Here is a 20,238-nt window from a genome sequence, read left to right on the forward strand (position 1 = left end):
ACAATTCTACAAATTTTGAGTGTGTCGCTGTTCGAAAAAACCCCAATATTACAAGCGCTTTCTTCGATTGATTACGAAGATGAAACCATTGATGACGATAACCAATTGAATTTATTTGTATAACGTTGGGACAGTAGTGAAATTAATATTTAATCCAATTGAACCGATCTTCCCTTTGGGGCCTTCCTAAAAAGGAAAGTTTTAAAGCCATTTTTTTAAAGAGAATGTGCTTATTTCCACTTTACGGTGGGAGGTAGGGACATAAAAATAGCTTCGACATTTCCCCCCGTTTTTAACCCAAACTGGGTTCCCCGGTCATAAATCAAATTGAATTCAACATAGCGGCCCCGCCGGTATAATTGGTGCTCTTTTTGTTCGGGGGTAAAGGACAAGTCCTTGCGCCGTTTAATAATTTGTGGGTATACCTTTAAAAAAGCTTCTCCTACGGTTTTGACGAACTGGAAATCCTTTTGAACATCATTTTGTAGATAATCAAAGAAAATCCCTCCCACGCCTCTTGGCTCTTTTCGATGGGGCAGATAAAAATATTCGTCACACCATTTTTTAAACTTTGGGTAGTATTCGGGGTTGTTTTGATCACATGCGCTTTTTAGCTCACGGTGAAAAGATTGGGTGTCTTCTTCAAAAGGAAAGAATGGCGTTAAATCTGCCCCACCCCCGAACCACCATTGGTCTGTCTCAAGATAACGAAGGTTCATATGGGAGGTGGGGCCCATGGGGTTATAGGGGTGAGCGACAAATGAAATTCCCGTTGCAAAAAATTCTGTCGTATTTCCAGGAAGTTGGGAAGAAAAAGCAGGATCAAGTTTTCCAAAAACCGTGGAACAATTTACCCCCACCTTTTCAAAGGTCTTTCCTTCCATCAGGGACATAACCCCCCCTCCTCCTTCCTCCCGTTTCCAGTGGGTTTGGTGAAACTTACCTTCATCTAATTCTTCCAGAGAGGTTAGGATTCGGTCTCTCAAATTATGGAAAAACGATTCGACTTCTTTACGCTGGTCCATTTCATTGCCTTGGCCGATTAAATTTGAACGGAATCGGTTTTGTCTTTTAATTTCCGCGGTTTTTTTTAGGTCCCGCTGGGAAGCCGGTAGATTGTGTCATGTTCCCGCGCATGATCAACCACCTTAAGGCCGAAGGTCTGTCCGGTCTGTGCCCACTGGACTGATTGAAAATCAATCTCCATAGATCCGACGGTCTGCTCAAAATCGGTGGTTTGACCTTTTATTTGGATCCGATCTCCCACTTGAAGACCCCCTTTGTCCAGCAGGATGACGGCGACCCCCAAATGGTTGTAATAATGGGTAACCTTACCCACGGGTTCGGGAGGAATGGTTTCGGGTTGGGGGATGGTAACGGCAACCGGAGTCATCGGTTTGGGGTTTGCTGGCTGCCTTTCCCTGGGTTTAGAAACTGATTTTATTCTAATTTTTTTTTCCGGTCGTTGGCTCGTTTTTTTTGCCAATTTTTTGGTGACTTTTTTTACTTTTTTTCGCGTAGTTTTTGATTTTTCCCCCACCTTTTTGACTGTTTTTCGAACTGCTTTATTGGCCTTTTTTGGTTTTCGGCTAATTTTTTTCTTGGTGGCGGGTTTTTTTGTTTTTTTACCTTTTGTGCTCTTAACCTTTTTCTTTGTTTTTGCCCCTTTCTTCACACCTAGCCTCCTTTCATACGGGATGACTTCCCTCAGTCAATTAAAGTTTGAGAGCCTGTTCCGTTTTTAAAAAAGCCCTGTAATCACAAAAGAACCGGAAAGGAATTATCCCCGTTCCCCGATCGAAATATAGGATCGGTCATGATCTCCTTCGTAAATTTCCGTGGGTCGAAAGATATGGTTGTCCTTGATCTGTTCCAGCCAATGGGCCAACCAGCCTACGACCCGTGCCATTGCAAACATCGGGGTGAAAAAATCAGTTTCAATCCCCATTTTGAGATATATGATTCCCGAATAGAAATCCACATTCGGGTAAACGCCTTTGTGACTTAATAGCTCCTCTCCCACCCTTTCCACTTCCAGCGCGATTTCATAAAGAGGAGATGAGCCGTACCGGTCAAAGACCTGCCGGGCCAACTGCTGAAGAATGATTGCCCTTGGGTCTTTTACCTTGTATTCTCGATGGCCTAGACCCATTATTTTTTGTTTGGCCATGATTCTTTTCTCGATAAAGGGCCGGACCTTTTCCACGCTTCCAATTTCGTAAAACATCTGAACAACTTCTTCCGTAGCACCTCCATGCAAAGGGCCCCTAAGGGTTCCGATGGCAGAAGAGACCACGGTGTAAGGGTCCGCTAAGGTGGATGCGGTGACCATCCCGCTAAAGGTAGAGGCATTCATGGTATGTTCTGCATGCAGGATGAGGCACGTGTCTAAGACTCTTGCAAAAAGCGGATCCGGATCTTTTCGTGTCAGCATGTAGAAAAAATTAGACGTATGATCCAGATCATCCCGGGGAATGACTTGTTCATCCCCTCTGCGGAGTCTGGCGTAAGAGGCAATGATCGTTGGCAGTTTAGCAATTAAGCGAACGGCAGAGAGGTAACGGGATTGGCCATTCTCAATTTTTTTGTCGGGGTAGAACATACCCAGGGCGGCCACGGCTGCCTGCAAAGCATCCATCGGATGGCCATGCTCGGGAAGGCATTTGACCAGATCGATAATTCGATATTTTATTCTGCGGTGTTGAATCAGGTCTGTAACGAACTGCTCATATTGTGTTTTGGTGGGCAGGTTGCCAAAAAGGAGAAGATATGCGGTTTCAAGAAAGGAACTTTTTTCGGCAAGGTCCTGTACCCGGAAACCGCGATATTCCAGAACCCCCCTTTGGCCGTCTAAGTAACTGATTTTTGATCGGGCCGCAGGCACACCTGCCAATCCAGGATTGTACTCAACCATAATTTCCCCCCCACACGATGTTTCTAAAACTGGTTGTTTTTCCTGTGATTGTACCATGAATGCGCCAGATTGTCCTGAGGGCCTCTGGGTGCCAACGGGTTGCCTGATTTCACCTGTGGGGATGGTTTATGAATTCCCGTTTACGGGTTTGGACATTACTCCTTTTTGAAATTGTTGTCAACCAAATGGGGGGGGGCGAGGGATACCGGGAGGTTAAGATGGAAATAAAAAAAATCTAATTGAATGATTTCGATTGGATTTTTTCCCTTTGACATTATTACCAAGGGATGGCTAAGATACCACTCCTTCCACTAACTTTTGAGGAGTGAGGATTCATTGTCCCAAAAACCTACCCTTTATTTAATTGATGGACATTCCTATATCTACCGAGCCTTTCATGCCATTCGCAACTTATCCACTTCCAAGGGATTTCCCACCAATGCGATTTATGGTTTTACCCAAATGCTCCTTAAAATCGTCAGGGACAACCACCCGGAATATTTGGCGGTTGTATTTGATGCAAAAGGTCCGACATTGCGGCACAAGGAGTTTGAGGATTACAAGGCAAACCGTCCCGAGATGCCTGATCGTTTGGTCCCTCAAATCCCCTTCATTCAACGGTTGGTAGAAGGCTTTCGAATTCCTGTTTTGATGCAGGAGGGGTATGAGGCCGATGATTTGATCGGAACTCTTTCGCAACGGGCGGAGGGGCTTGGGTTTCAAGTAACCATCGTAACCGGTGATAAGGATATGCTTCAGCTGTTAACCCCAAACATAAAAATTTATGACACCTTAAAGGATAAAAGGTTTGGGGAGGAAAATGTGAAGGAACGTTTTGGTGTGGGTCCCGAAGGTGTGGTGGAAATTATGGGGCTTATGGGAGATTCCGTGGATAACATTCCCGGGGTTCCGGGTGTGGGGGAGAAAACGGCTGTTCAACTCATCACACAATTTGGAACCATCGAAAATGTTTTGTCTCATCTCGACCAGGTCAAAAAACCAAAATTAAAAGAGGCCCTAGAAAAAAATAGTGAACTGGCTCGGTTAAGTCGGCGTCTTGCGATTATTCAAACTGACTGTCCGGTTGATTTTCACCCGGAAATTTTTAAGGTTTCCGAGCCCGATCATGATTCTCTTTCGGCTCTTTTCCAAGAGTTGGAATTTACAACCCTCCTTAAGGCTTTTTCACCGAAAAATAAGACCACACCAATCCCGCTTGAATTTAAAAATTTAAAGGATGCCGAACAGCTAAAAAGTTTTTTGGAAACCCTTCAAAAGACCAAAAGCTTTATTTTAACCCTCGAAACGGATGAAAAGCTTCTGCCCATGGAGGCCGGGCTGGATGGTTTGGGCCTCCTTCCTCCTAGTGGGGAGGGGGGGTATCTTTCTTTCAACCAAAGTCCCAAGGAACGGGAGAAATTCATTCATCTACTTCAACCGGTTTTTAAAGACCCGTCCATTACTAAGATGGGCCATCACCTCAAACGGGGCGTGATTATTTTGAAGCGGTTTGGAATCGACCTTTGCCCCTTAGGGTTTGATACGATGATTGCGGCTTATCTTCTTAACCCCGGACGATCGGAATATTCCCTGGAAACTCTCTCCTTGGAACTTTTGGGAGAGGAGTTGGAAAAAGGGAGGTCTGAGAAAAGTCTTCCGGGTGAAGACATTTTTTGTGAAATGGTTCAGACACAGAGGCTGGTAAGGGATTTGGAGGGGCAGCTGAAGGGAAAAGGGGAAGAAGCCCTTTTCCATGAAATGGAGATGCCCCTAATCCCTGTACTTGCCCGAATGGAAATGAATGGTTTTAAGTTGGATGTTTCTTTTTTGGAGGAAATGTCAAAGGAGTTGGAAAGGCAACTGCAGGGTTTAATGGGCCGGATATACCAACTCGCTGGCCAAGAATTTAATATTAATTCACCAAAACAGCTTCAGGAAGTCCTGTTTCAAAAACTGAATTTGATGCCTATTAAAAAAACCAAAACAGGGTTTTCTACCGATGAAGGGGTTTTGACCCAATTGTCTATTCAGCATGAACTTCCCGCGGAGATTTTAAATTACCGTCAATTGACCAAATTAAAGTCCACCTACGTGGATGCTCTTCCCCGTTTGGTCAATTCAAAGACCCAAAGACTGCACACTTCTTTAAATCAAACGGTTGCGGCAACCGGACGCCTTTCCAGCAGCGATCCCAATCTTCAAAATATTCCGATTCGGACGGAAATCGGAAGGAGAATCCGGGAGGCTTTTATTGTAGAAGAAGGGAACTGGCTTCTCTCTGCGGACTACAATCAGATTGAATTGAGAATTTTGGCTCACCTTTCGGAAGATGAGCAGTTTATGGAGGCATTTCAAAGCGGAGAAGATATCCATCTGCGAACCGCTATGGAGATCTTTGGGCTTTCCGCCAAGGAAATTACCTCAGAAATGAGGCGGGCGGCCAAAACGGTGAATTTCGGCATAATTTACGGGTTAAGCCCTTATGGATTAGCAGTGCAACTGGGGGTTTCTCAGCCCGAAGCCAAAAAATACATCGACAATTATTTTAGCCATTACAGCGGGGTTAAGGCTTTTATCGATCGAACCATTGAAGAAGCGCGAAAAAACGGGTTTGTTACCACCTTGTTTCAGCGAAAGCGGTCAGTCTCAGATATTCATTCGGAAAACAATGCGACCCGGGGATTTGGGGAGAGGATTGCCACCAATACTCCCATTCAAGGCTCCGCTGCGGATCTGATCAAGTTGGCAATGATTCGAATTGACCAGTGGCTCATGGAAAAATCCCTTTCAACCCGAATGATCCTTCAAATTCATGATGAGCTTCTTTTCGAAGTGCCTGAATCTGAGCTAGACCAAGTCCAGAAAATGGTTCAGGCGGAAATGGAAGGGGTTTTCCCTATGAAGGTCCCATTAAAGGTGGATTTAGGAACTGGAAAAAATTGGGCGGAAGCCCATTGAAATGAGCTGTTTCTTTTGATTGGTAAAATAGCCATCCAAGAGTTTTTTGATTTTTGGTTCACTTTTTACCCCCATCTGGATGGGTTGAAAAAATATGACAATTACCGTTTCAGTGGCTTCGGGAAAGGGAGGTGTGGGAAAAAGTGTTGTTGCCAGCAAACTGGGTTTACTTTTTGCCCAGAGGGGAAAGACCGTAAATTTGGTGGATTTAGATGTAGGGGGAGCGAATCTTCATATCCTCTTTGGCATGATACATCCTAAAAGGACTCTTTCTGATTTTATTTATCACCGCGTTTCATCTATGGAAGAGGTTTCTGAAACCTTTAACGGGTGCTCAAACCTTCGAATTATTGCCGGAACCGGGGAAACCCTTTCCACGGCGAATATGCCCTATTCCCGGAAGAAGCGGATCATCAAGCATCTCAAACACCTTCCAGCAGACATTGTTCTGGTGGATGTGGGGCCTGGAACCAACTTCCATTCACTTGATTTTTTCCTGATGGGTGATCATCACATTACGGTGGCAACCCCGGACCCTACATCGGTTTTGGATCTTTACCGTTTTATAAAGTTGGCGGCCATTCGCCGGGTTCTGTCTCTTTTTATCGCACGGGGAACGGTTTCGGAAGCTTTGGTGGGCCGGGATTTTTCCAGCGTGGCAGAAGTTTTTGAAACGGTGGGTCAGGTGGATGAAATTTCACAGGAAATGGCAAAGAAGGCTTTAGCCGAATTTAAACCCTGTTTAATATTAAACCGGGTCTCTGGGTCTCAACAGTTTAATACCGGAAAACGGAGAATGCTGCTGAAAGAATATGTGGGCGGGGATTTGGAAAACCTGGGTGAATTACCGGAAGATAGCAATGTTGGACGCTCGGTTCGCTCTTTTCTTCCTGTGGTTGATTTTGCACCGGCCTCCGCTGCGAGTGAAGCCTTCAACCGGATTGCGGATCTGTTTCTCAAAAGGGTTTAATATAAAAATGAAAAAAAATGAAAGCCTACAAAAACAGGAAAGACCCTCACAGCTTCCCCTTTATGGTTTCGTGATCGCCATTTCTTTCCTATTCATAATTGTCCTTGCAGGGTTGGGGAGCCGATGGGAGTGGTGGGGATTTAGAACCGGTTTTTCCATCCTGGAATATGGTGCCTACGGGGGGTTGGGGGCCGCTTTGGTATCGTTGATCGGTTTAGCCATGAATTCCAAACATTTCCACCGGCAACTATTTTTTATGGGTATTTCCGGCCTATTATTAGGATTGTTAACCGTTGGAGTTCCATGGAGCTGGTGGAAATTTGCAAAGGGTGTTCCCCCCATTCATGACATTACTACCGATACCAGAAATCCCCCCGTGTTTGAATCGATCCTTCCTTTGAGGGGGGATGCGTCCAATCCCGTGGCATATGGAGGGCCTGAAATAGCCAAACTGCAAAAAAGTGCCTATCCCGATATTGTGCCTGCCATATTGCTTGTTTCCAAAGAAGAGGCGTTCCAGCGCGCCCTGGTTTTAGCCCAAGCAATGGGCTGGAAAATTGTCGATGCGGATTTAAACCGAGGCAGAATAGAGGCAACCGATACCACGTTTTGGTTTGGTTTCAAGGATGATATTGTCATTCGAATCTCTCCTCACGAAGAGGGGACCCTTGTCAATTTACGTTCGGTGTCTCGGGTGGGCAGGAGTGACGTTGGAACCAATGCCATGCGTATCCGGAAGTTTTTGAACCAATTGTAAAATTGATTAAGTTTCTCATTGTTGTTCTAAAGAGCAATTATTGGTTTTATTATGTACTTTTATGGTTATATATTTGGCCGCCAGTACCTTCGCCATTTATCGCGGGTATTAAATGGAAAGGTTCCCAGCCTTGATACCGCAAAGCTGACCAAGGAAATTAAGGAACAGGCGAAGGAGGTAATGGAAAAGGAAAGGTTTTCCATTCCTGACCGCCAGGCTTATTTGATTCTGACCCTGTGTGCCTACGTGTTGGCATCCTTTCAACGGGTTAGGAAACGGTCTTCCTCTTCTGAGGAGACATTTGAGTGCGTGCGAATCGCTTTTTGCAAAACCTTTCAAACCCCTTATCAGTTTCTAACACGAATTTATTTGATGGTGCACAAAGATCCATTTCACGCCCTTTCTAAATATTCCATGCCGGAAATCAACTATAAACTGTTTGGTTCTAGCATGTGTTTTGAAGAACGGAAAAATGACAATCAAATTGATTTGATCGTGACCCGTTGTGCGTTTCATTCTTTCTTTGAAAGGTATGGGGAGCCTCAATTAACCCGCCTTTTTTGTGAATGGGATCGAAATTGGATGGATGTGGCCAATGCCTCTTCCCGTCCCATTCGTGTGGATCGGCCTTCGGCTTTGTCCATGGGGGATGACCAGTGTATTTTTCAATTTGTTTATGATGAATCCACACAAAAAAATGAAAATGATGTTGTTTTTAACCTCTCAAAAAATCCCGAGGGTAAAGAAGGGGATACCTCTTCTATCAGTTCAAACCTTTAAAAGAATACTTCTTGTTGCCTTTCCCTTTAAGACCTCTTTCCGAATAAAAATTTTTAACTAAATCCCCGATAAAGAAAAAGATTGGGCCGGGGGTTCTGAAATTCTGTTATGATGAACGAATGATATCAGGAAATTTAGAAGGCAGATCACACCTTTATACTCCCACATTTCTTCTTTTGTTTATGGCCCACTTTTTTTTCGGGCTTTCCTTCTGGCCCTATGTGTTGCTGCCTGTTTTCCTGCAGGATTTAGGGGCTGACCTTTTGATCATTGGGGTCATCATGGGTGCTTCTTCCTTGTCTGGCATTGCGGTTCGTCCTTGGGTGGGAACTGGTCTCGATCGAATCGGCAGAAGGAAGCTTCTAATTGCGGGTGGTATTATTTTTTTATTAACCCATTTCCTTTACCTTCGGGTGGGGACAATTGATTGGATGGTTTATGCTATCCGCCTTCTTCACGGATTGGGAATGGGGATTTTGATGGCAACCTTTTTTACCCTTGCGGCTGATTATTCACCGGAAACCCGAAGAACGGAGGGGATTTCCTTTTTTGGAATTGCGGGGCATCTTTCGGGTGCCATGGGAGTCCCCCTGGGGGAGGAATTGATACGGTTGGGCGGATACCCGACCCTTTTTTTGACCTGTGCCGGACTTTCTTTAATCTCAATTGGTTTGACATTTTGGATTCCGGAACCCCCAAATCGTTTATTTGGAGGGGAACCCAAAGGTTTCTTTAGGGTTTCTCTATCGCCAAATCTCCGCCTTCCTTTTATGGCAACCCTTGCTTTTGGGATTGGCCTGACTTCCTATATGGTTTTCCTAAAACCCTACGCCAATGCAATGGGCATTCAATCAGTGACCCCCTTCTTTATTGCTTACACTCTTACTGCCGTTGGGGTTCGGGTCATCGGTGGAAGCTGGCCTGACCGGTTCGGTTTAAAACCGGTCATGTATCCGGCAATGGCCTCCATGTCTTTGGGAATTTTTCTTTTTGTTCTTCAACCCACCCCGGGAGGCCTCATTGCCAGCGGGATTTTTTGCGGTATCGGGCATGGGTATATCTTTCCTATTTTATCGGTTATGGTGGTTGGGATTGAGCCATCCTCCAACCGTGGAACCCTGATGACGTTATATACCCTTTTGTTTGATCTTGGCCTTTTGATCGGAGCGCCTCTTTTGGGGTTCATTGCAAAGGGGGGAAACTACGGGACAATGTATATTGTGGCCGGGTTGGTTCAATTGGCCGCATTGGCGGTTTTTGTTTTCTCAGACCAAGCAAGGGAAAGAGAGTAAGTAAAGGCGGAAGATTTATAATTTATTTTTACATCCGCCTTCGAGAGGCGGGTAAAAATTTTTATTCCCACAGCTCTTTTAGACGCTGTTTACGTCCGCAGGTGTGTTTATAAAATTTATACCGGAGAGGGTTTTTTTGGTAGAAATTCTGATGGTATTCCTCGGCGGGGTAGAATTCCGAAACCGGAACGATTTCGGTGAAAATGGGGTCTTTAAAAGGGCTTGTTTTCTTAAGGTTTTCTTTAGATTCCTCCGCTAAGTTTTTCTGCTCTTGGTTGTGGTAAAAAATAGCAGGACGGTATTGGGTCCCCACATCGCAAAATTGCCGGTCGGGGGTGGTGGGATCGATGTTTCTCCAAAAATTTTCTAATAATCTCTCGTAGCTCATAATTTTTGGATCATAGCGAACCTGGACAACTTCCGCATGACCCGTTCCACCGGCTGAAACTTCTTTGTAAGTGGGATTTTTTAAATGGCCTCCTGTATATCCCGATGTGGTGGATATCACCCCCTCTAATTCATCGAAGGCTTCTTCCATACACCAAAAACATCCTCCCGCAAATGTGGCGACCTCCAAGGGAGAAGCTTCTACTTTTGAATGTTCAGCCGAGGGTATTTGATCAGAATGGACCATTTGGGTAAAAGAAAGCACCGTCAAAACCGCTCCAAACCAAATCCTTAAATCTTTAAACCTTTTCATTTTTAATTCCCCCCCCTTCCGTGAACTTTCATTATAAAATAATACCCCTTTGTTGTCACGGGGTCCTCACATAAGGATCACATTTTGGTCACAAGCAATAACCCTTCTTTTTTTTGTTTTTATCCTTGGTTTCCCCTTTACCCACCCCCCTTGACCCTAAGAGGAATTGATGTATCCTAAACGATAGTGTCATTTTCTATTTGTATTTTTAACCTTTTATGATGGAAGGGGAGAGAAATGATTAAATTTTCGAGTAAATTAAATTTTGGAATTTTTGTTTCCTTAATTTTTGTATTACCAATGGTTGGATGTGCTAAAAAAATTATTGTTGAAATTCCTCCAAGAATTAACCTTCAATCCTATCAAACGATTGGAATTGTAGAATTTTCATCAAATTCTACGGAACAACTCAATCAATTTGCCACCCAAAAAATGATGAACTATATTCAGGGGGCTCAAAACCAGGTTCGGTTTTTGGAAATAGGGTCACAGGAACAATTATTAAAAAAGCTGGGACATGAAAATCTAGATTTGGAAGCCATTAAAGCCATCGGGCAAAAATACCATGTGAGTTCTGTTTTTACGGGAAGTTATGATATTTCCGAAATGAAGCCTAAGGTGAGCCTCAGTGAAGATTTTTCTTCTATTACTGCTTCCGCAAACGTTCATATTACGATGGCTTCAAAACATTGGGATACCCAAACGGGAGCGACCATATGGACTCATTCACGGTATGGCGAATGGCCGGTGGGAAAAGTCAGTATGAATAAGAAAAACCCTTTATCAATCAGTATGAGTGACCCCGAAGGGAAATATGGCCACTTTCTTTCCAAGTTGGTGTATAGGGTAACCGATGATTTCAGACCTCATTATGAAAAAAGAAAGGCCTCTAAATAACCCTCCTTTAAATGATTTTATAACGCGCCCCCAACCTCGTCCCTAGATCTTTTTCAGTTTTAGGATAGCCTACCAATCATTTTTCTTGTGGTATATCCATTATTTCAATATACTTTAAGCATAGAAGGTATTTAGAAACCCTGACACCTGATGGGTTTTTTTCCATCTGATTTTTTTCTATGAACTCCTTTCCAAGGGATATACGGGCACATGGATCAAGATAAAGAAAAAAGGAATGAGAAATTGGGGTGGTTCCGTGCTTTCTTTCGTGAACTATTGTCGATGCCCCTGCGACATATGATCGTTTTCCTGGTTTCAACCGTGTTGCTGATTCTTTTGGAGGTGGAGCTAACCGAGGGCTGGCACCTCATCCATATTATCCAGATTCTCGGGGGGATGGTTTTTGTGTACCTCCTTTGGGCCGCATGGAAATCCAAAAATTAAGAGTTCAAAACGTTTAAACTGGGTAAAAAGTATTTCAATTACCGCTTAAACCATTTAAGCATTTTAATCCAGTGTCAGCCTTGAAGGAATTGTGGGTGGGCATGTTCCGTGTCGTTTTTATTTCATCCCTGGGTTTAATAATTGCTGATGAATTTTCCAAAACGACCTGTGGCGAAGAAACCGTGGGAAACGCAATCTCGGGAGGGTTGAACTTTTCTCCAAAGAAGGTGGTTAAGGGAGTTTGAGGCAGGAGGATGGAGACGGGGGAGCTTAAAGAAAGGGAAGAGGAAGGGGAAAAATAAACCATGGCGCTATTTTTCCAACTGGCGCTCCACAAAACCGGAAATCCATTCTGCCCGTTTTCGGGCATAATTTGAGTTTCGATTTTTTTCAAAGCGCAGGGGAGAGGGAAGGATCGCCGCCAACCATGAAGCCTCCATGAGCGTCAGGTGTTCAGCGGACTTTCCAAAATAGTGTCTGGAGGCCGCTTCGGCCCCATAGATCCCACTACCCCATTCGATGACGTTTAAATAAATTTCAAGTAAACGATTTTTTGAAAGGGAATGTTCCAGTCGGATGGTGATGGCGAATTCTTTATATTTTCGCAGAATGGATTTAGAGGGTTCCAGATACAGATTTTTAGCAAGCTGTTGAGAAATGGTGCTTCCCCCCCGATAAAACCGGCGTTCTTTTAGATTTCTCTTTTGTGCATCCCAAATGGCCCTCCAATCTATGCCCTGGTGCTGGTAAAATTTAGCATCTTCCCCAACGATCACCGCATGTTTTAATTCAGGGGCAATTCGTTTTAACGGAACCCAAATTGGTTTTCCTTGTATCCCGTTTTCCTTACGATATTTTATAAAGGCGGTTTCGGTGGGGTTTCCCTCTGCCAGAGTAGAAAACCCAGGAAGATCTGCAACCCACATGATAACAGCAGCCATGCTGCCCACCGAGAATAGAATAATCAATTGAAAAATAAATAAAAAGGGACGCCTTTTTTTCCTTATTCGGTTGTCCATATTCCTAAATATACACCTTTTTCAAAAATTAAAAAGGTTGGGTTCTGGGGGGAATATTCAAAGAGGAGGCAAAAAAAAGGGTTGAAATAAAGGAGGAATTAGGGGAATAAATAGAGATCGGCAGTGAAGGATAGGTCGATAGCCGAGAGGTTTGAGGATAGATGAGAAGGGGGTAAAGAAGAGATTTGAAAATGGAAAGGCTCAGTTCAGAAAATCTTGAAGCAGAGCAGGCCAAGACCCTAAACACGCCCCACCTGCGGTATGGGTTTTTATCCAGAATTTTATTTTTGGTGATGGACCTCTTTTACGGACGCCGAAGAAGTTTGAGCAAATTTAAGGTATTGGAGATTATTGCCCGTGTTCCCTATCAGGCCTGGGAGCATGTGGCCTACATTGCCATTACCCATACCTACAGTCAAGCGGACTTTGCCCGGAGGATTTTTAACCGCATCCAGGAAAGCCGTCAGCAGCAGGACAACGAGCAGTGGCACCTTTTAATTCTTGAAGAATATGTATACCGCAAACCGATTAAAGAGTCCTATGCACTCCATCGGGCTATTCCCCAGGTGTTGGCTTTTTTCTATTATCAGGTGAGCTGGTTTTTATATGTCATTAAGCCTGCCATGAGCTATCAACTTAATGCAGAATTTGAAGACCATGCGGAACATGAATATATGGCTTTTGTGCAAGAGCATCCTGAGCTTGAAGAAGAGGTTTTTGAGAGTATCTTTAAAAAAGATTTTGGGGATTTTAAAACAATGGCTGATGTGTTTCGCCAAATCGGGTACGATGAGCGTATGCATAAAGAGGAAAGCCTGAAAAGAATTGCAGAAGCGCGGTTTTCCTAATAGGGTGAATTAAGGGGGGAGAATTCAGATGAGAGAAAGAAAATTCAGTTCAGCAAAAAATAAAAAACCCAAAAAAGTGGAAAACCGCCAATCGGTTGATGAAATCGTGAGGGAATTAAAAAAACGGGGTTCATCTACAAGTGATTACCGCGAACGGTCCCTCCGGATACATGGTTTAATTTGTGCAAAATGTGGAAAAGGGTTTGATGAAAAAAATCGAAATCTCCTTACCGTTCACCATAAAGATGGAAATCACCAAAATAACCCGTCCGATGGTTCTAATTGGGAGAATTTGTGTGTCTATTGCCATGAAGATGAGCATAGCCGGGGTGGGCTAGGAAAATATTTAAGTGGCGATGAATAACCCTTCATTCTCTCCAACCCCGGTGCAACCAGATCCATTGATCAGGATATTGTCCGATATACCTTTCCAATATCTGGATGCAATGTTGGGTGTCCTTCAAAATGGAATCGTTTAATTTCAGGCCCTGTGAGAGCGTGAGAGCTGGTTCGATAACCACCCTGTGTTTTCCCTGGGGTTCCCGGATCATAAACACGGGGACAATGGGAACCTTATACCTGCGGGCCAGCATTGCCAGGCTTTTAAAAGCAAAAAATTTCTGACCGAAAAATTTTACAGGGATTCCCAAAGCCTCATTGGCATGCTGGTCAAGGACAAATCCTACCATTTCGTTTTTTCGAAAAGCGCTGATCACCTTGTTTGTTCCTTCATTCTTCTCTATCGGGTTTACCCCCGCTCTACGGCGAATCCCATTTACAAACACATCCACGTGGTTGTTTTTTATCTTCCGGGCCAACATATTAAAGGGGACCCCCCGTAGGGCCAGCACCGCTGATAACATCTCCCAGTTACCAAAGTGCGCCGAGAGCAAAAACACCCCACGGCCTTTTTTGTGGGCTTCTTCGAGGTGTTCCAAACCCTCAAAGGTGACATAGTTGTATATCGTTTTTGGGGTTAGAAGAGGGAGGCGAAAAAATTCGATCAAGCCCCTGCCGAAGTTTTGATACATCTTCCGGGCAATGGTACGAATTTCACGATCTGATTTTTTTCCAGCCAAGGCCCGGTGGAGATTTTGAAGGGCAATTTTCGTTTTTGGGCGCCAAAGATAAAAGACAAGACATCCAAGAAAGGACCCAAAACGAAGGGCCATTGAAAGCGGAAGGCGTTGGAAACATCCCATAATCAGGTGAAAATACCAAGGACCGTTTCCCTGTTCAGAATGTTCTCTTTTCATATTTCCAGCTACCCGGTATCCAGATTTTTAGAATAACCTGGTTTGGGTCGTTGGTCAAAAGATGGGGGATAACTCCCGAGCAAGAATTCGATTTTGAAAATTATAACCTCTTATTCCTAAACATACAAATTTTAAAAAAAAAGCAGTTATTTGTATTTAAAAGAAGAGGTTTATCCTTTGAAAAAAGTGTTCAAGGGAGTTTATGAGTTCCTGTAGCTGAACCTGTTTTCTCCTTTGAGTGGTCGGTTGTTTGTACTTCTTGGCTTCCAGGGTTTTCCTTTTGCTGGGATGCTTCTCGGTTTTGGTGTGGAATTGGAATTTAGGTGGGTTTGGAGTTGAGGAATTCCCCTGACCGGAATACGTTTTCCGATTAACTTTTCGATTGCCCAAATCAGCGGTTTTTCCTCCGGGGACATTAATGTCAGTGCATTCCCTCCCTTGCCCGCCCGTGCGGTCCGTCCAATTCGGTGGACATAGTCCTCGGGGGAATGAGGGACATCAAAGTTAACAACATGTGAAATCCCAACAACATCCAACCCTCTGGAAGCGACATCCGTTGCCACCAAAATATTAACCTTCCCCCTCCGAAAACTCTCCAACGCCTGGGTTCTTGCCCACTGGCTCTTGTTTCCATGAATTGTGGCTACGGGGTATCCACTTTGAATTAAGAATTTAGAAAGCTTTTCCACCCCTCTTTTAGTTTTGGTAAATACAAGTGTTTGCAACATCTTTTCTTCTCTAATCAGATTTTGGAGAAAATTGCGCTTATTGGAAACAACCACTGGGCAGATTTCCTGGTGAATCCCCTCTGCTGATGAAGATTGCCGGGAAACTTCCACCCGAACTGGTGAATTCAGGAGTTCTTTAGCCAGTTGATGAATGGGTTCTGGCATCGTTGCGGAAAAAAGCATTGTCCTTCGTTTAGAAGGTAATTTGCGGGCAATCTTCCTCACGTCACCAATAAATCCCATGTCCAGCATTCGGTCGGCTTCGTCCAAAACGAAAAATTCAAGGTTTTTAAAATTTACGTTGCCACGTTCCATAAGGTCCAGCAAACGGCCAGGGGTAGCCACCAAAAGGTCAATCCCTTGGCGAAGTTTCTGCTGTTGGGGGACCAGGCTCACACCCCCAAAAACCGCCGCGGATTTTAGGTGAAGATAGCGCCCATAAGTGCGGACGCTCTCGTAAACCTGGGCCGCAAGCTCGCGAGTGGGTACGAGAATCAAAGCCCGAAGATGTTTAGGTTGTCCTAGGCGCAAGTGGTGAAGGATGGGAAGTACAAAAACAGCGGTTTTTCCGGTACCTGTTTGAGCACACCCCACCAGGTCACGACCTTCCAGAATTCTTGGAATGCCTTGGGTTTGTATGGGTGTGGTGTTTTTATAACCTTTTTCTTGGATAGCCCGGAGAAGCTCTGGGGCAAGACCTAAATCAGAAAATTTTGTCACGAAATTTCTCCTTTTCCCTCTCTGACGTTCTGAGGGATTTTTGAGATACTATTGATGGAATCCATCAATGTACCAGTATGATTGAAAGGAACCAAAATGAGAGACGGGAAAAAACAGATTAAGGCCTGGAAGACCCCGCTCTTGAGCGGGTATACACCAAAAGGAAGGAAACCAGCTCACGGTTCATTTTATTTTTAGATTTTTTAAAATAACACATGTAGAAAAATCGAAAAACCTTTTTTTTCTATATTTTAAAAAAAAGCCCCTCGTTTGAGTTGAAGGGGCTCTTCATTGTAGTAGTATACGCTAAAAAAAATTAACGCTTCACCACATTGGTGGCCTGCAAGCCTTTGGGGCCTTGAGTAACTTCAAATTCTACTTCTTGGCCTTCCTCAAGGGATTTAAAACCATTGTCTTGAATGGCTGAAAAGTGGACGAACACATCATCGCCCCCTTCCTGAGAAATAAAACCAAAGCCCTTATCGGCGTTAAACCACTTTACTTTACCTGTTGACATAACTCATTTTCTCCTTTTAATTTTTGTTGCTTTGCTCTACTTCACTAAGAGGTTTCATAAAAAAACCGCAGGGCCTTGTGTAAGAGCCTCTGCGGTTGATCAAACCTCCAAAACGCTTAAAGCAAAGTAAATAGCATCTTAACAAATAAAATTAGCTAAATCAAGCAGAAAGTTCAAAAAATAAAGAAAAAGATCCATTGTTTTGGCTGTTGGGTAAAAATTGGGTACCGATTTGGGCTTTTTTAAGGAAAATCCTTTGATTGAAGAAAAATAATTTTTGGGTTGGTTTCGAGCCGTTTAACCAGAATAAAATCAAAAGGGTTCAATCTTAAGGGTGTTTAATCGCTGATCTTCAAGGGAGGTAAAAAATGGAAATAGTAATTTCAAAGGTTCAGGAGTTGGTGGCAACATTTGGCCTTAAAATCCTCGCGGCGGTTGCTATTTTAATCATGGGCCGTTGGGCTTCAAAATTCCTGACCAATATGGTTCGCAAAACAATGGCGAAAAGGGTATTGATCCGACACTGGTATCCTTTTCTTCCAACCTGATTTACGTGGGTCTGATGACCTTTGTCATCTTGGTAGCCCTTGGACAGCTCAATATACAAACTACTTCGTTTATAGCGGTCCTTGGGGCGGCCGGTTAGCCATCGGCTTTGCATTACAGGGGAATCTGGCGAATTTTGCAGCCGGGTTCCTCATGTTAATTTTCCGCCCGTTTAAAGTTGGAGATTAGGTAGAGGCTGGGGGGGGTTGCGGGGGTAGTGGAAGCCATCCATATTTTCACGACCCAGCTCAAGAGTCCTGATAATCGGACCATTATTGTTCCCAATTCAAAAATAACAGGGGATACCATCACAAATTATTCCAGCAAGGAAACACGTCGGGTGGATTTCGTTTTTGGGGTGGGATATACCAGTGACATTGACCAAATCAAACGGGTCATTGGAGACGTTTTATCGAAAGACGAACGGATTCTTAAAGATCCTGCCCCCACGGTAGGGCTCCTTGAGCTAGCGGATAGCAGTGTCAATTTTGCTGTTCGTCCTTGGGTCAAAACACCGGATTATTGGGGAGTCTATTTTGGCATTAACGAGAGTATGAAAAAGCGGTTTGACGCAGAAGGGATAAGTATTCCATTTCCTCAAAGAGATGTCCACATGTATGAGTACAAATAGGTTTTGGGGAAAAAGGAATAAATTTTCGCCGGGACAAAAAAGTGAGGAAAAAAAGGGGTCTAGGGGCTCAGCTTTTTTAGAAGGCCCAGACGATGTTCCATCTCATTTAGTTGAACCCGGATATTTTCTTGTTTGGGGTTGATATCCAAAGATTGCTTTAAATTGGCTATGGCTTCGGTGAGGTTTCCTTTTCGATAAAGGTTTAAGGCGCGGGAATTGTAAGCGATGGCTAGACGATCCGCAAGGGCGTGCCCCGAAGAACCCATTTGGTAAGCCTTTTTGAAATGGGTGATCGCGTTGTCAAAATCTCCTTCCTGATAAAAGGAATTTCCTTTTTTAAAGCTGAGTTCAGCCAAAATATGGATTTCTTTGTTTAGGTTTTTATGTAATTTTTGAATTTCTTTGTTTTTGGGGTAAATTTTGAGGGCATGTTCTAGGGAATGACGGGCTTTCAATAATTCCCCTTGTTTTTCATACTGGATCGCGTTGGTTTCATAATAAACAACTCTGGATAACCGTTGGTTTGTTTTTTCAAGGTATTCCTTTGCTTTCTGAAATTCCGGATGGGAGGATGGGACATTTTTAAATTCCATTAAAGCAGATTGATAATACCCTTGGGTAAAATAATTTTCCCCCCTGATGTAGGAATCGTTTGATTTAATAAAACCTTCCTCCTCCATTGAAGGAAAAAGGCTACATCCGCCCAGAAATCCAAGAAACCCTAACATCCCCAATAAAAAAAAAAGAGGGAGTATTGGAATTTATTCGTTTTCCGAATATTGGTTTCTAATTTCATGAATAACTCCGCTCTCCCATAATTTTGTAAAATAATCTACTAAATCAGGGTCAAACTGACGTCCTTTTCCCTTAATTAACCTTTCTATTGCCTGTCCTTCCGGGAGAGCCTCACGGTATGGCCGGCTGGTAGACATGGCATCGAAGGAGTCCGCAATGGTGATAATTCGGCTAATTAAAGGAATCTTTTCCCCTTTGAGGCCTTGAGGGTAGCCTTTTCCGTCCAAATGTTCATGGTGAAATAGGGTATATTCTGCAATTTTATGAAGGGGTTCGACTTTTTCCATGATTTGCCGCCCTATTTGGGGGTGAAGCTGCATGATTTGCATTTCTTTTAAAGTAAGCCGCCCGGGTTTGGTTAAAATGTCATCTTTGACGCCGATTTTTCCTATATCGTGGAGAATGGAGGCCAACTCTAGTTCTTTTTTTTCATTTTGTGATAGGCCCATAAATTTTCCTAACCTAATGGAATATGCACTAACACGGCCACAATGCCCCCGAGTGTAAGGGTCTTTGGCCTCAACGGCAGCAGCTAAGGCAAGTGTTATGGCGATATTTCCACGTTCGACTTCTTCATAGGCAAATTTTAACTTTGAGGTCATGATATTAAAGGAGGAACCCAACCTCCCTATTTCATCCCGTGCCTTAATAGGGACAAAAACATCCAAATTTCCTTCCGCAATTTCTTGGGTGGCTTTGGCCAGGACCCTCACGGGTTTTAAAAAAACTTTTGCTAATAGTAAAATGCCAGTCATTCCCAAGACCAACCCTAAACCCATTGTTTTATATAAATTAATTTTTGCGTCCTGAATTAAATCTTCAATTCCTTTTTTACTCAGTAAGAGATTAACTTCTCCAATCTTTTTCCCATCCATTTGGATGGGTTCAGTTATTTTAATGGTGATGTTTGGGTTTTTTTGGTTTTGCGCTTTTGATCTGACTTGGGTAATGGGGGAGTTTATTAAAGAAATTTTTTGGTGTGATGAAATTTTAGTTACATCGGAATGCATGATGACCACATTACGATGGTCTAAGATTGCAATATGTAATATATCCCCGTCTTTTTGAGTGGCTCCTACCAAAGCATTTAAGGTCAAAAGATCCTTTTCAAGAACGGCATCCCTCGCACTCAAGGCTAAAAAAGCTGCGGTTATTTTCCCTCTTTTTTCGATTTCCTCGGAAAGGAGTTGTTTTTGCTGGGAAAGGGAAACAAAAAATACGATGAAAATGACCATAAAAAATAAAAAGGTAAATAGGGCGATTAATTTTGATTTTAGGCTGTAAAAGCTAAAAATTAACGAGGTTTTACAGGTTTTCAATTTCTCCCGTTGAAGCCCATTACCTTTAGAGTAAAAAGGAAAGGATAGGCTTTTTATTTTTCTAAGAAAATGAATGGGTTGGAAAGTCACCATAGGTCAATTACCAATTATAACAGGCATTTTTATTTGGGCAATTTTTCCCCTATG

The 20,238-nt window shown here is 43.4% G+C and carries 22 protein-coding genes; 12 read left to right on the forward strand and 10 right to left on the reverse strand.

What is annotated here, in order from left to right; all coding sequences use genetic code 11:
- Nucleotides 1-230 precede the first annotated feature (230 nt).
- The 3 genes from hemF to VGB26_06540 form a co-directional block, all read right to left on the reverse strand.
- Nucleotides 231-1,025, reverse strand: a complete 795-nt coding sequence (gene hemF / locus VGB26_06530; protein ID HEX9757442.1) for an oxygen-dependent coproporphyrinogen oxidase — start codon at nt 1,023-1,025, stop codon at nt 231-233.
- Nucleotides 1,026-1,090: 65 nt separating this feature from the next.
- Nucleotides 1,091-1,675, reverse strand: coding sequence for a hypothetical protein (locus tag VGB26_06535; protein ID HEX9757443.1), 585 nt, complete (start codon nt 1,673-1,675; stop codon nt 1,091-1,093).
- 105 nt (nt 1,676-1,780) lie between these two features.
- The gene (locus VGB26_06540; GenBank protein HEX9757444.1) at nt 1,781-2,914 is read right to left on the reverse strand and encodes a citrate synthase; all 1,134 of its coding nucleotides are present in this window, start codon (nt 2,912-2,914) and stop codon (nt 1,781-1,783) included.
- A 336-nt stretch (nt 2,915-3,250) separates the two neighbouring features.
- On the opposite strand from VGB26_06540, the gene polA reads away from it, so the two are divergent.
- The 5 genes from polA (at nt 3,251) to VGB26_06565 (ending at nt 9,671) form a co-directional block, all read left to right on the forward strand.
- A complete protein-coding gene (gene polA / locus VGB26_06545) occupies nt 3,251-5,872 on the forward strand; it encodes a DNA polymerase I (protein ID HEX9757445.1) in 2,622 nt (873 codons plus the stop codon).
- A 94-nt stretch (nt 5,873-5,966) separates the two neighbouring features.
- Nucleotides 5,967-6,842, forward strand: a complete 876-nt coding sequence (locus VGB26_06550; GenBank protein HEX9757446.1) for a P-loop NTPase — start codon at nt 5,967-5,969, stop codon at nt 6,840-6,842.
- A gap of 7 nt (nt 6,843-6,849) precedes the next feature.
- Nucleotides 6,850-7,599, forward strand: a complete 750-nt coding sequence (locus tag VGB26_06555) for a DUF1499 domain-containing protein (protein ID HEX9757447.1) — start codon at nt 6,850-6,852, stop codon at nt 7,597-7,599.
- Nucleotides 7,600-7,650: 51 nt separating this feature from the next.
- Entirely contained in the window at nt 7,651-8,379 is a 729-nt protein-coding gene (locus VGB26_06560; protein ID HEX9757448.1) for an L-2-amino-thiazoline-4-carboxylic acid hydrolase, read from the forward strand.
- A gap of 119 nt (nt 8,380-8,498) precedes the next feature.
- Nucleotides 8,499-9,671 (forward strand): MFS transporter, encoded by a 1,173-nt coding sequence (locus VGB26_06565; GenBank protein HEX9757449.1) that lies wholly within the window; start codon nt 8,499-8,501, stop codon nt 9,669-9,671.
- Nucleotides 9,672-9,732: 61 nt separating this feature from the next.
- Here the strand turns inward: VGB26_06565 and msrA are convergent, their stop codons facing one another.
- On the reverse strand, nt 9,733-10,305 hold the full coding sequence (gene msrA, locus VGB26_06570; protein ID HEX9757450.1) for a peptide-methionine (S)-S-oxide reductase MsrA: 573 nt from the start codon (nt 10,303-10,305) through the stop codon (nt 9,733-9,735).
- A 303-nt stretch (nt 10,306-10,608) separates the two neighbouring features.
- On the opposite strand from msrA, the gene VGB26_06575 reads away from it, so the two are divergent.
- Nucleotides 10,609-11,268 (forward strand): hypothetical protein, encoded by a 660-nt coding sequence (locus VGB26_06575; GenBank protein ID HEX9757451.1) that lies wholly within the window; start codon nt 10,609-10,611, stop codon nt 11,266-11,268.
- Nucleotides 11,269-11,478: 210 nt separating this feature from the next.
- Nucleotides 11,479-11,712 carry a hypothetical protein gene (locus VGB26_06580; protein ID HEX9757452.1) on the forward strand — a complete coding sequence of 78 codons (234 nt, stop codon included), beginning with the start codon at nt 11,479-11,481 and terminating at the stop codon, nt 11,710-11,712.
- A gap of 311 nt (nt 11,713-12,023) precedes the next feature.
- Here VGB26_06580 and mtgA read toward each other — a convergent pair whose 3' ends face one another.
- Entirely contained in the window at nt 12,024-12,731 is a 708-nt protein-coding gene (mtgA, locus tag VGB26_06585) for a monofunctional biosynthetic peptidoglycan transglycosylase (GenBank protein ID HEX9757453.1), read from the reverse strand.
- 191 nt (nt 12,732-12,922) lie between these two features.
- On the opposite strand from mtgA, the gene VGB26_06590 reads away from it, so the two are divergent.
- Both VGB26_06590 and VGB26_06595 read left to right on the forward strand, forming a co-directional pair.
- Nucleotides 12,923-13,579, forward strand: a complete 657-nt coding sequence (locus tag VGB26_06590) for an alternative oxidase (GenBank protein ID HEX9757454.1) — start codon at nt 12,923-12,925, stop codon at nt 13,577-13,579.
- Nucleotides 13,580-13,607: 28 nt separating this feature from the next.
- Nucleotides 13,608-13,943: a YajD family HNH nuclease gene (locus VGB26_06595; protein HEX9757455.1), complete on the forward strand. Its 336-nt coding sequence runs from the start codon at nt 13,608-13,610 to the stop codon at nt 13,941-13,943.
- 4 nt (nt 13,944-13,947) lie between these two features.
- Here the strand turns inward: VGB26_06595 and VGB26_06600 are convergent, their stop codons facing one another.
- The 3 genes from VGB26_06600 to VGB26_06610 form a co-directional block, all read right to left on the reverse strand.
- On the reverse strand, nt 13,948-14,835 hold the full coding sequence (locus VGB26_06600; GenBank protein ID HEX9757456.1) for a lysophospholipid acyltransferase family protein: 888 nt from the start codon (nt 14,833-14,835) through the stop codon (nt 13,948-13,950).
- Between the two features lie 200 nt (nt 14,836-15,035).
- Nucleotides 15,036-16,283, reverse strand: a complete 1,248-nt coding sequence (locus tag VGB26_06605; protein ID HEX9757457.1) for a DEAD/DEAH box helicase — start codon at nt 16,281-16,283, stop codon at nt 15,036-15,038.
- A 316-nt stretch (nt 16,284-16,599) separates the two neighbouring features.
- Nucleotides 16,600-16,800: a cold-shock protein gene (locus VGB26_06610; protein HEX9757458.1), complete on the reverse strand. Its 201-nt coding sequence runs from the start codon at nt 16,798-16,800 to the stop codon at nt 16,600-16,602.
- A 368-nt stretch (nt 16,801-17,168) separates the two neighbouring features.
- On the opposite strand from VGB26_06610, the gene VGB26_06615 reads away from it, so the two are divergent.
- The 3 genes from VGB26_06615 to VGB26_06625 all read left to right on the forward strand — a co-directional run bounded on the left by VGB26_06615 (nt 17,169) and on the right by VGB26_06625 (nt 17,977).
- A complete protein-coding gene (locus VGB26_06615; protein ID HEX9757459.1) occupies nt 17,169-17,348 on the forward strand; it encodes a hypothetical protein in 180 nt (59 codons plus the stop codon).
- A 14-nt stretch (nt 17,349-17,362) separates the two neighbouring features.
- Complete coding sequence (locus VGB26_06620) at nt 17,363-17,446, forward strand: hypothetical protein (GenBank protein ID HEX9757460.1); 84 nt, start codon at nt 17,363-17,365, stop codon at nt 17,444-17,446.
- A 117-nt stretch (nt 17,447-17,563) separates the two neighbouring features.
- Complete coding sequence (locus tag VGB26_06625; GenBank protein ID HEX9757461.1) at nt 17,564-17,977, forward strand: mechanosensitive ion channel domain-containing protein; 414 nt, start codon at nt 17,564-17,566, stop codon at nt 17,975-17,977.
- Nucleotides 17,978-18,036: 59 nt separating this feature from the next.
- Here the strand turns inward: VGB26_06625 and VGB26_06630 are convergent, their stop codons facing one another.
- Together VGB26_06630 and VGB26_06635 are read right to left on the reverse strand one after the other, a co-directional pair.
- The gene (locus tag VGB26_06630; GenBank protein ID HEX9757462.1) at nt 18,037-18,705 is read right to left on the reverse strand and encodes a tetratricopeptide repeat protein; all 669 of its coding nucleotides are present in this window, start codon (nt 18,703-18,705) and stop codon (nt 18,037-18,039) included.
- 33 nt (nt 18,706-18,738) lie between these two features.
- On the reverse strand, nt 18,739-20,091 hold the full coding sequence (locus tag VGB26_06635; protein HEX9757463.1) for an HD domain-containing phosphohydrolase: 1,353 nt from the start codon (nt 20,089-20,091) through the stop codon (nt 18,739-18,741).
- Nucleotides 20,092-20,238 lie beyond the last annotated feature (147 nt).

Source organism: Nitrospiria bacterium (assembly GCA_036397255.1).
Classification (GTDB): Bacteria; Nitrospirota; Nitrospiria; order DASWJH01; family DASWJH01; genus DASWJH01.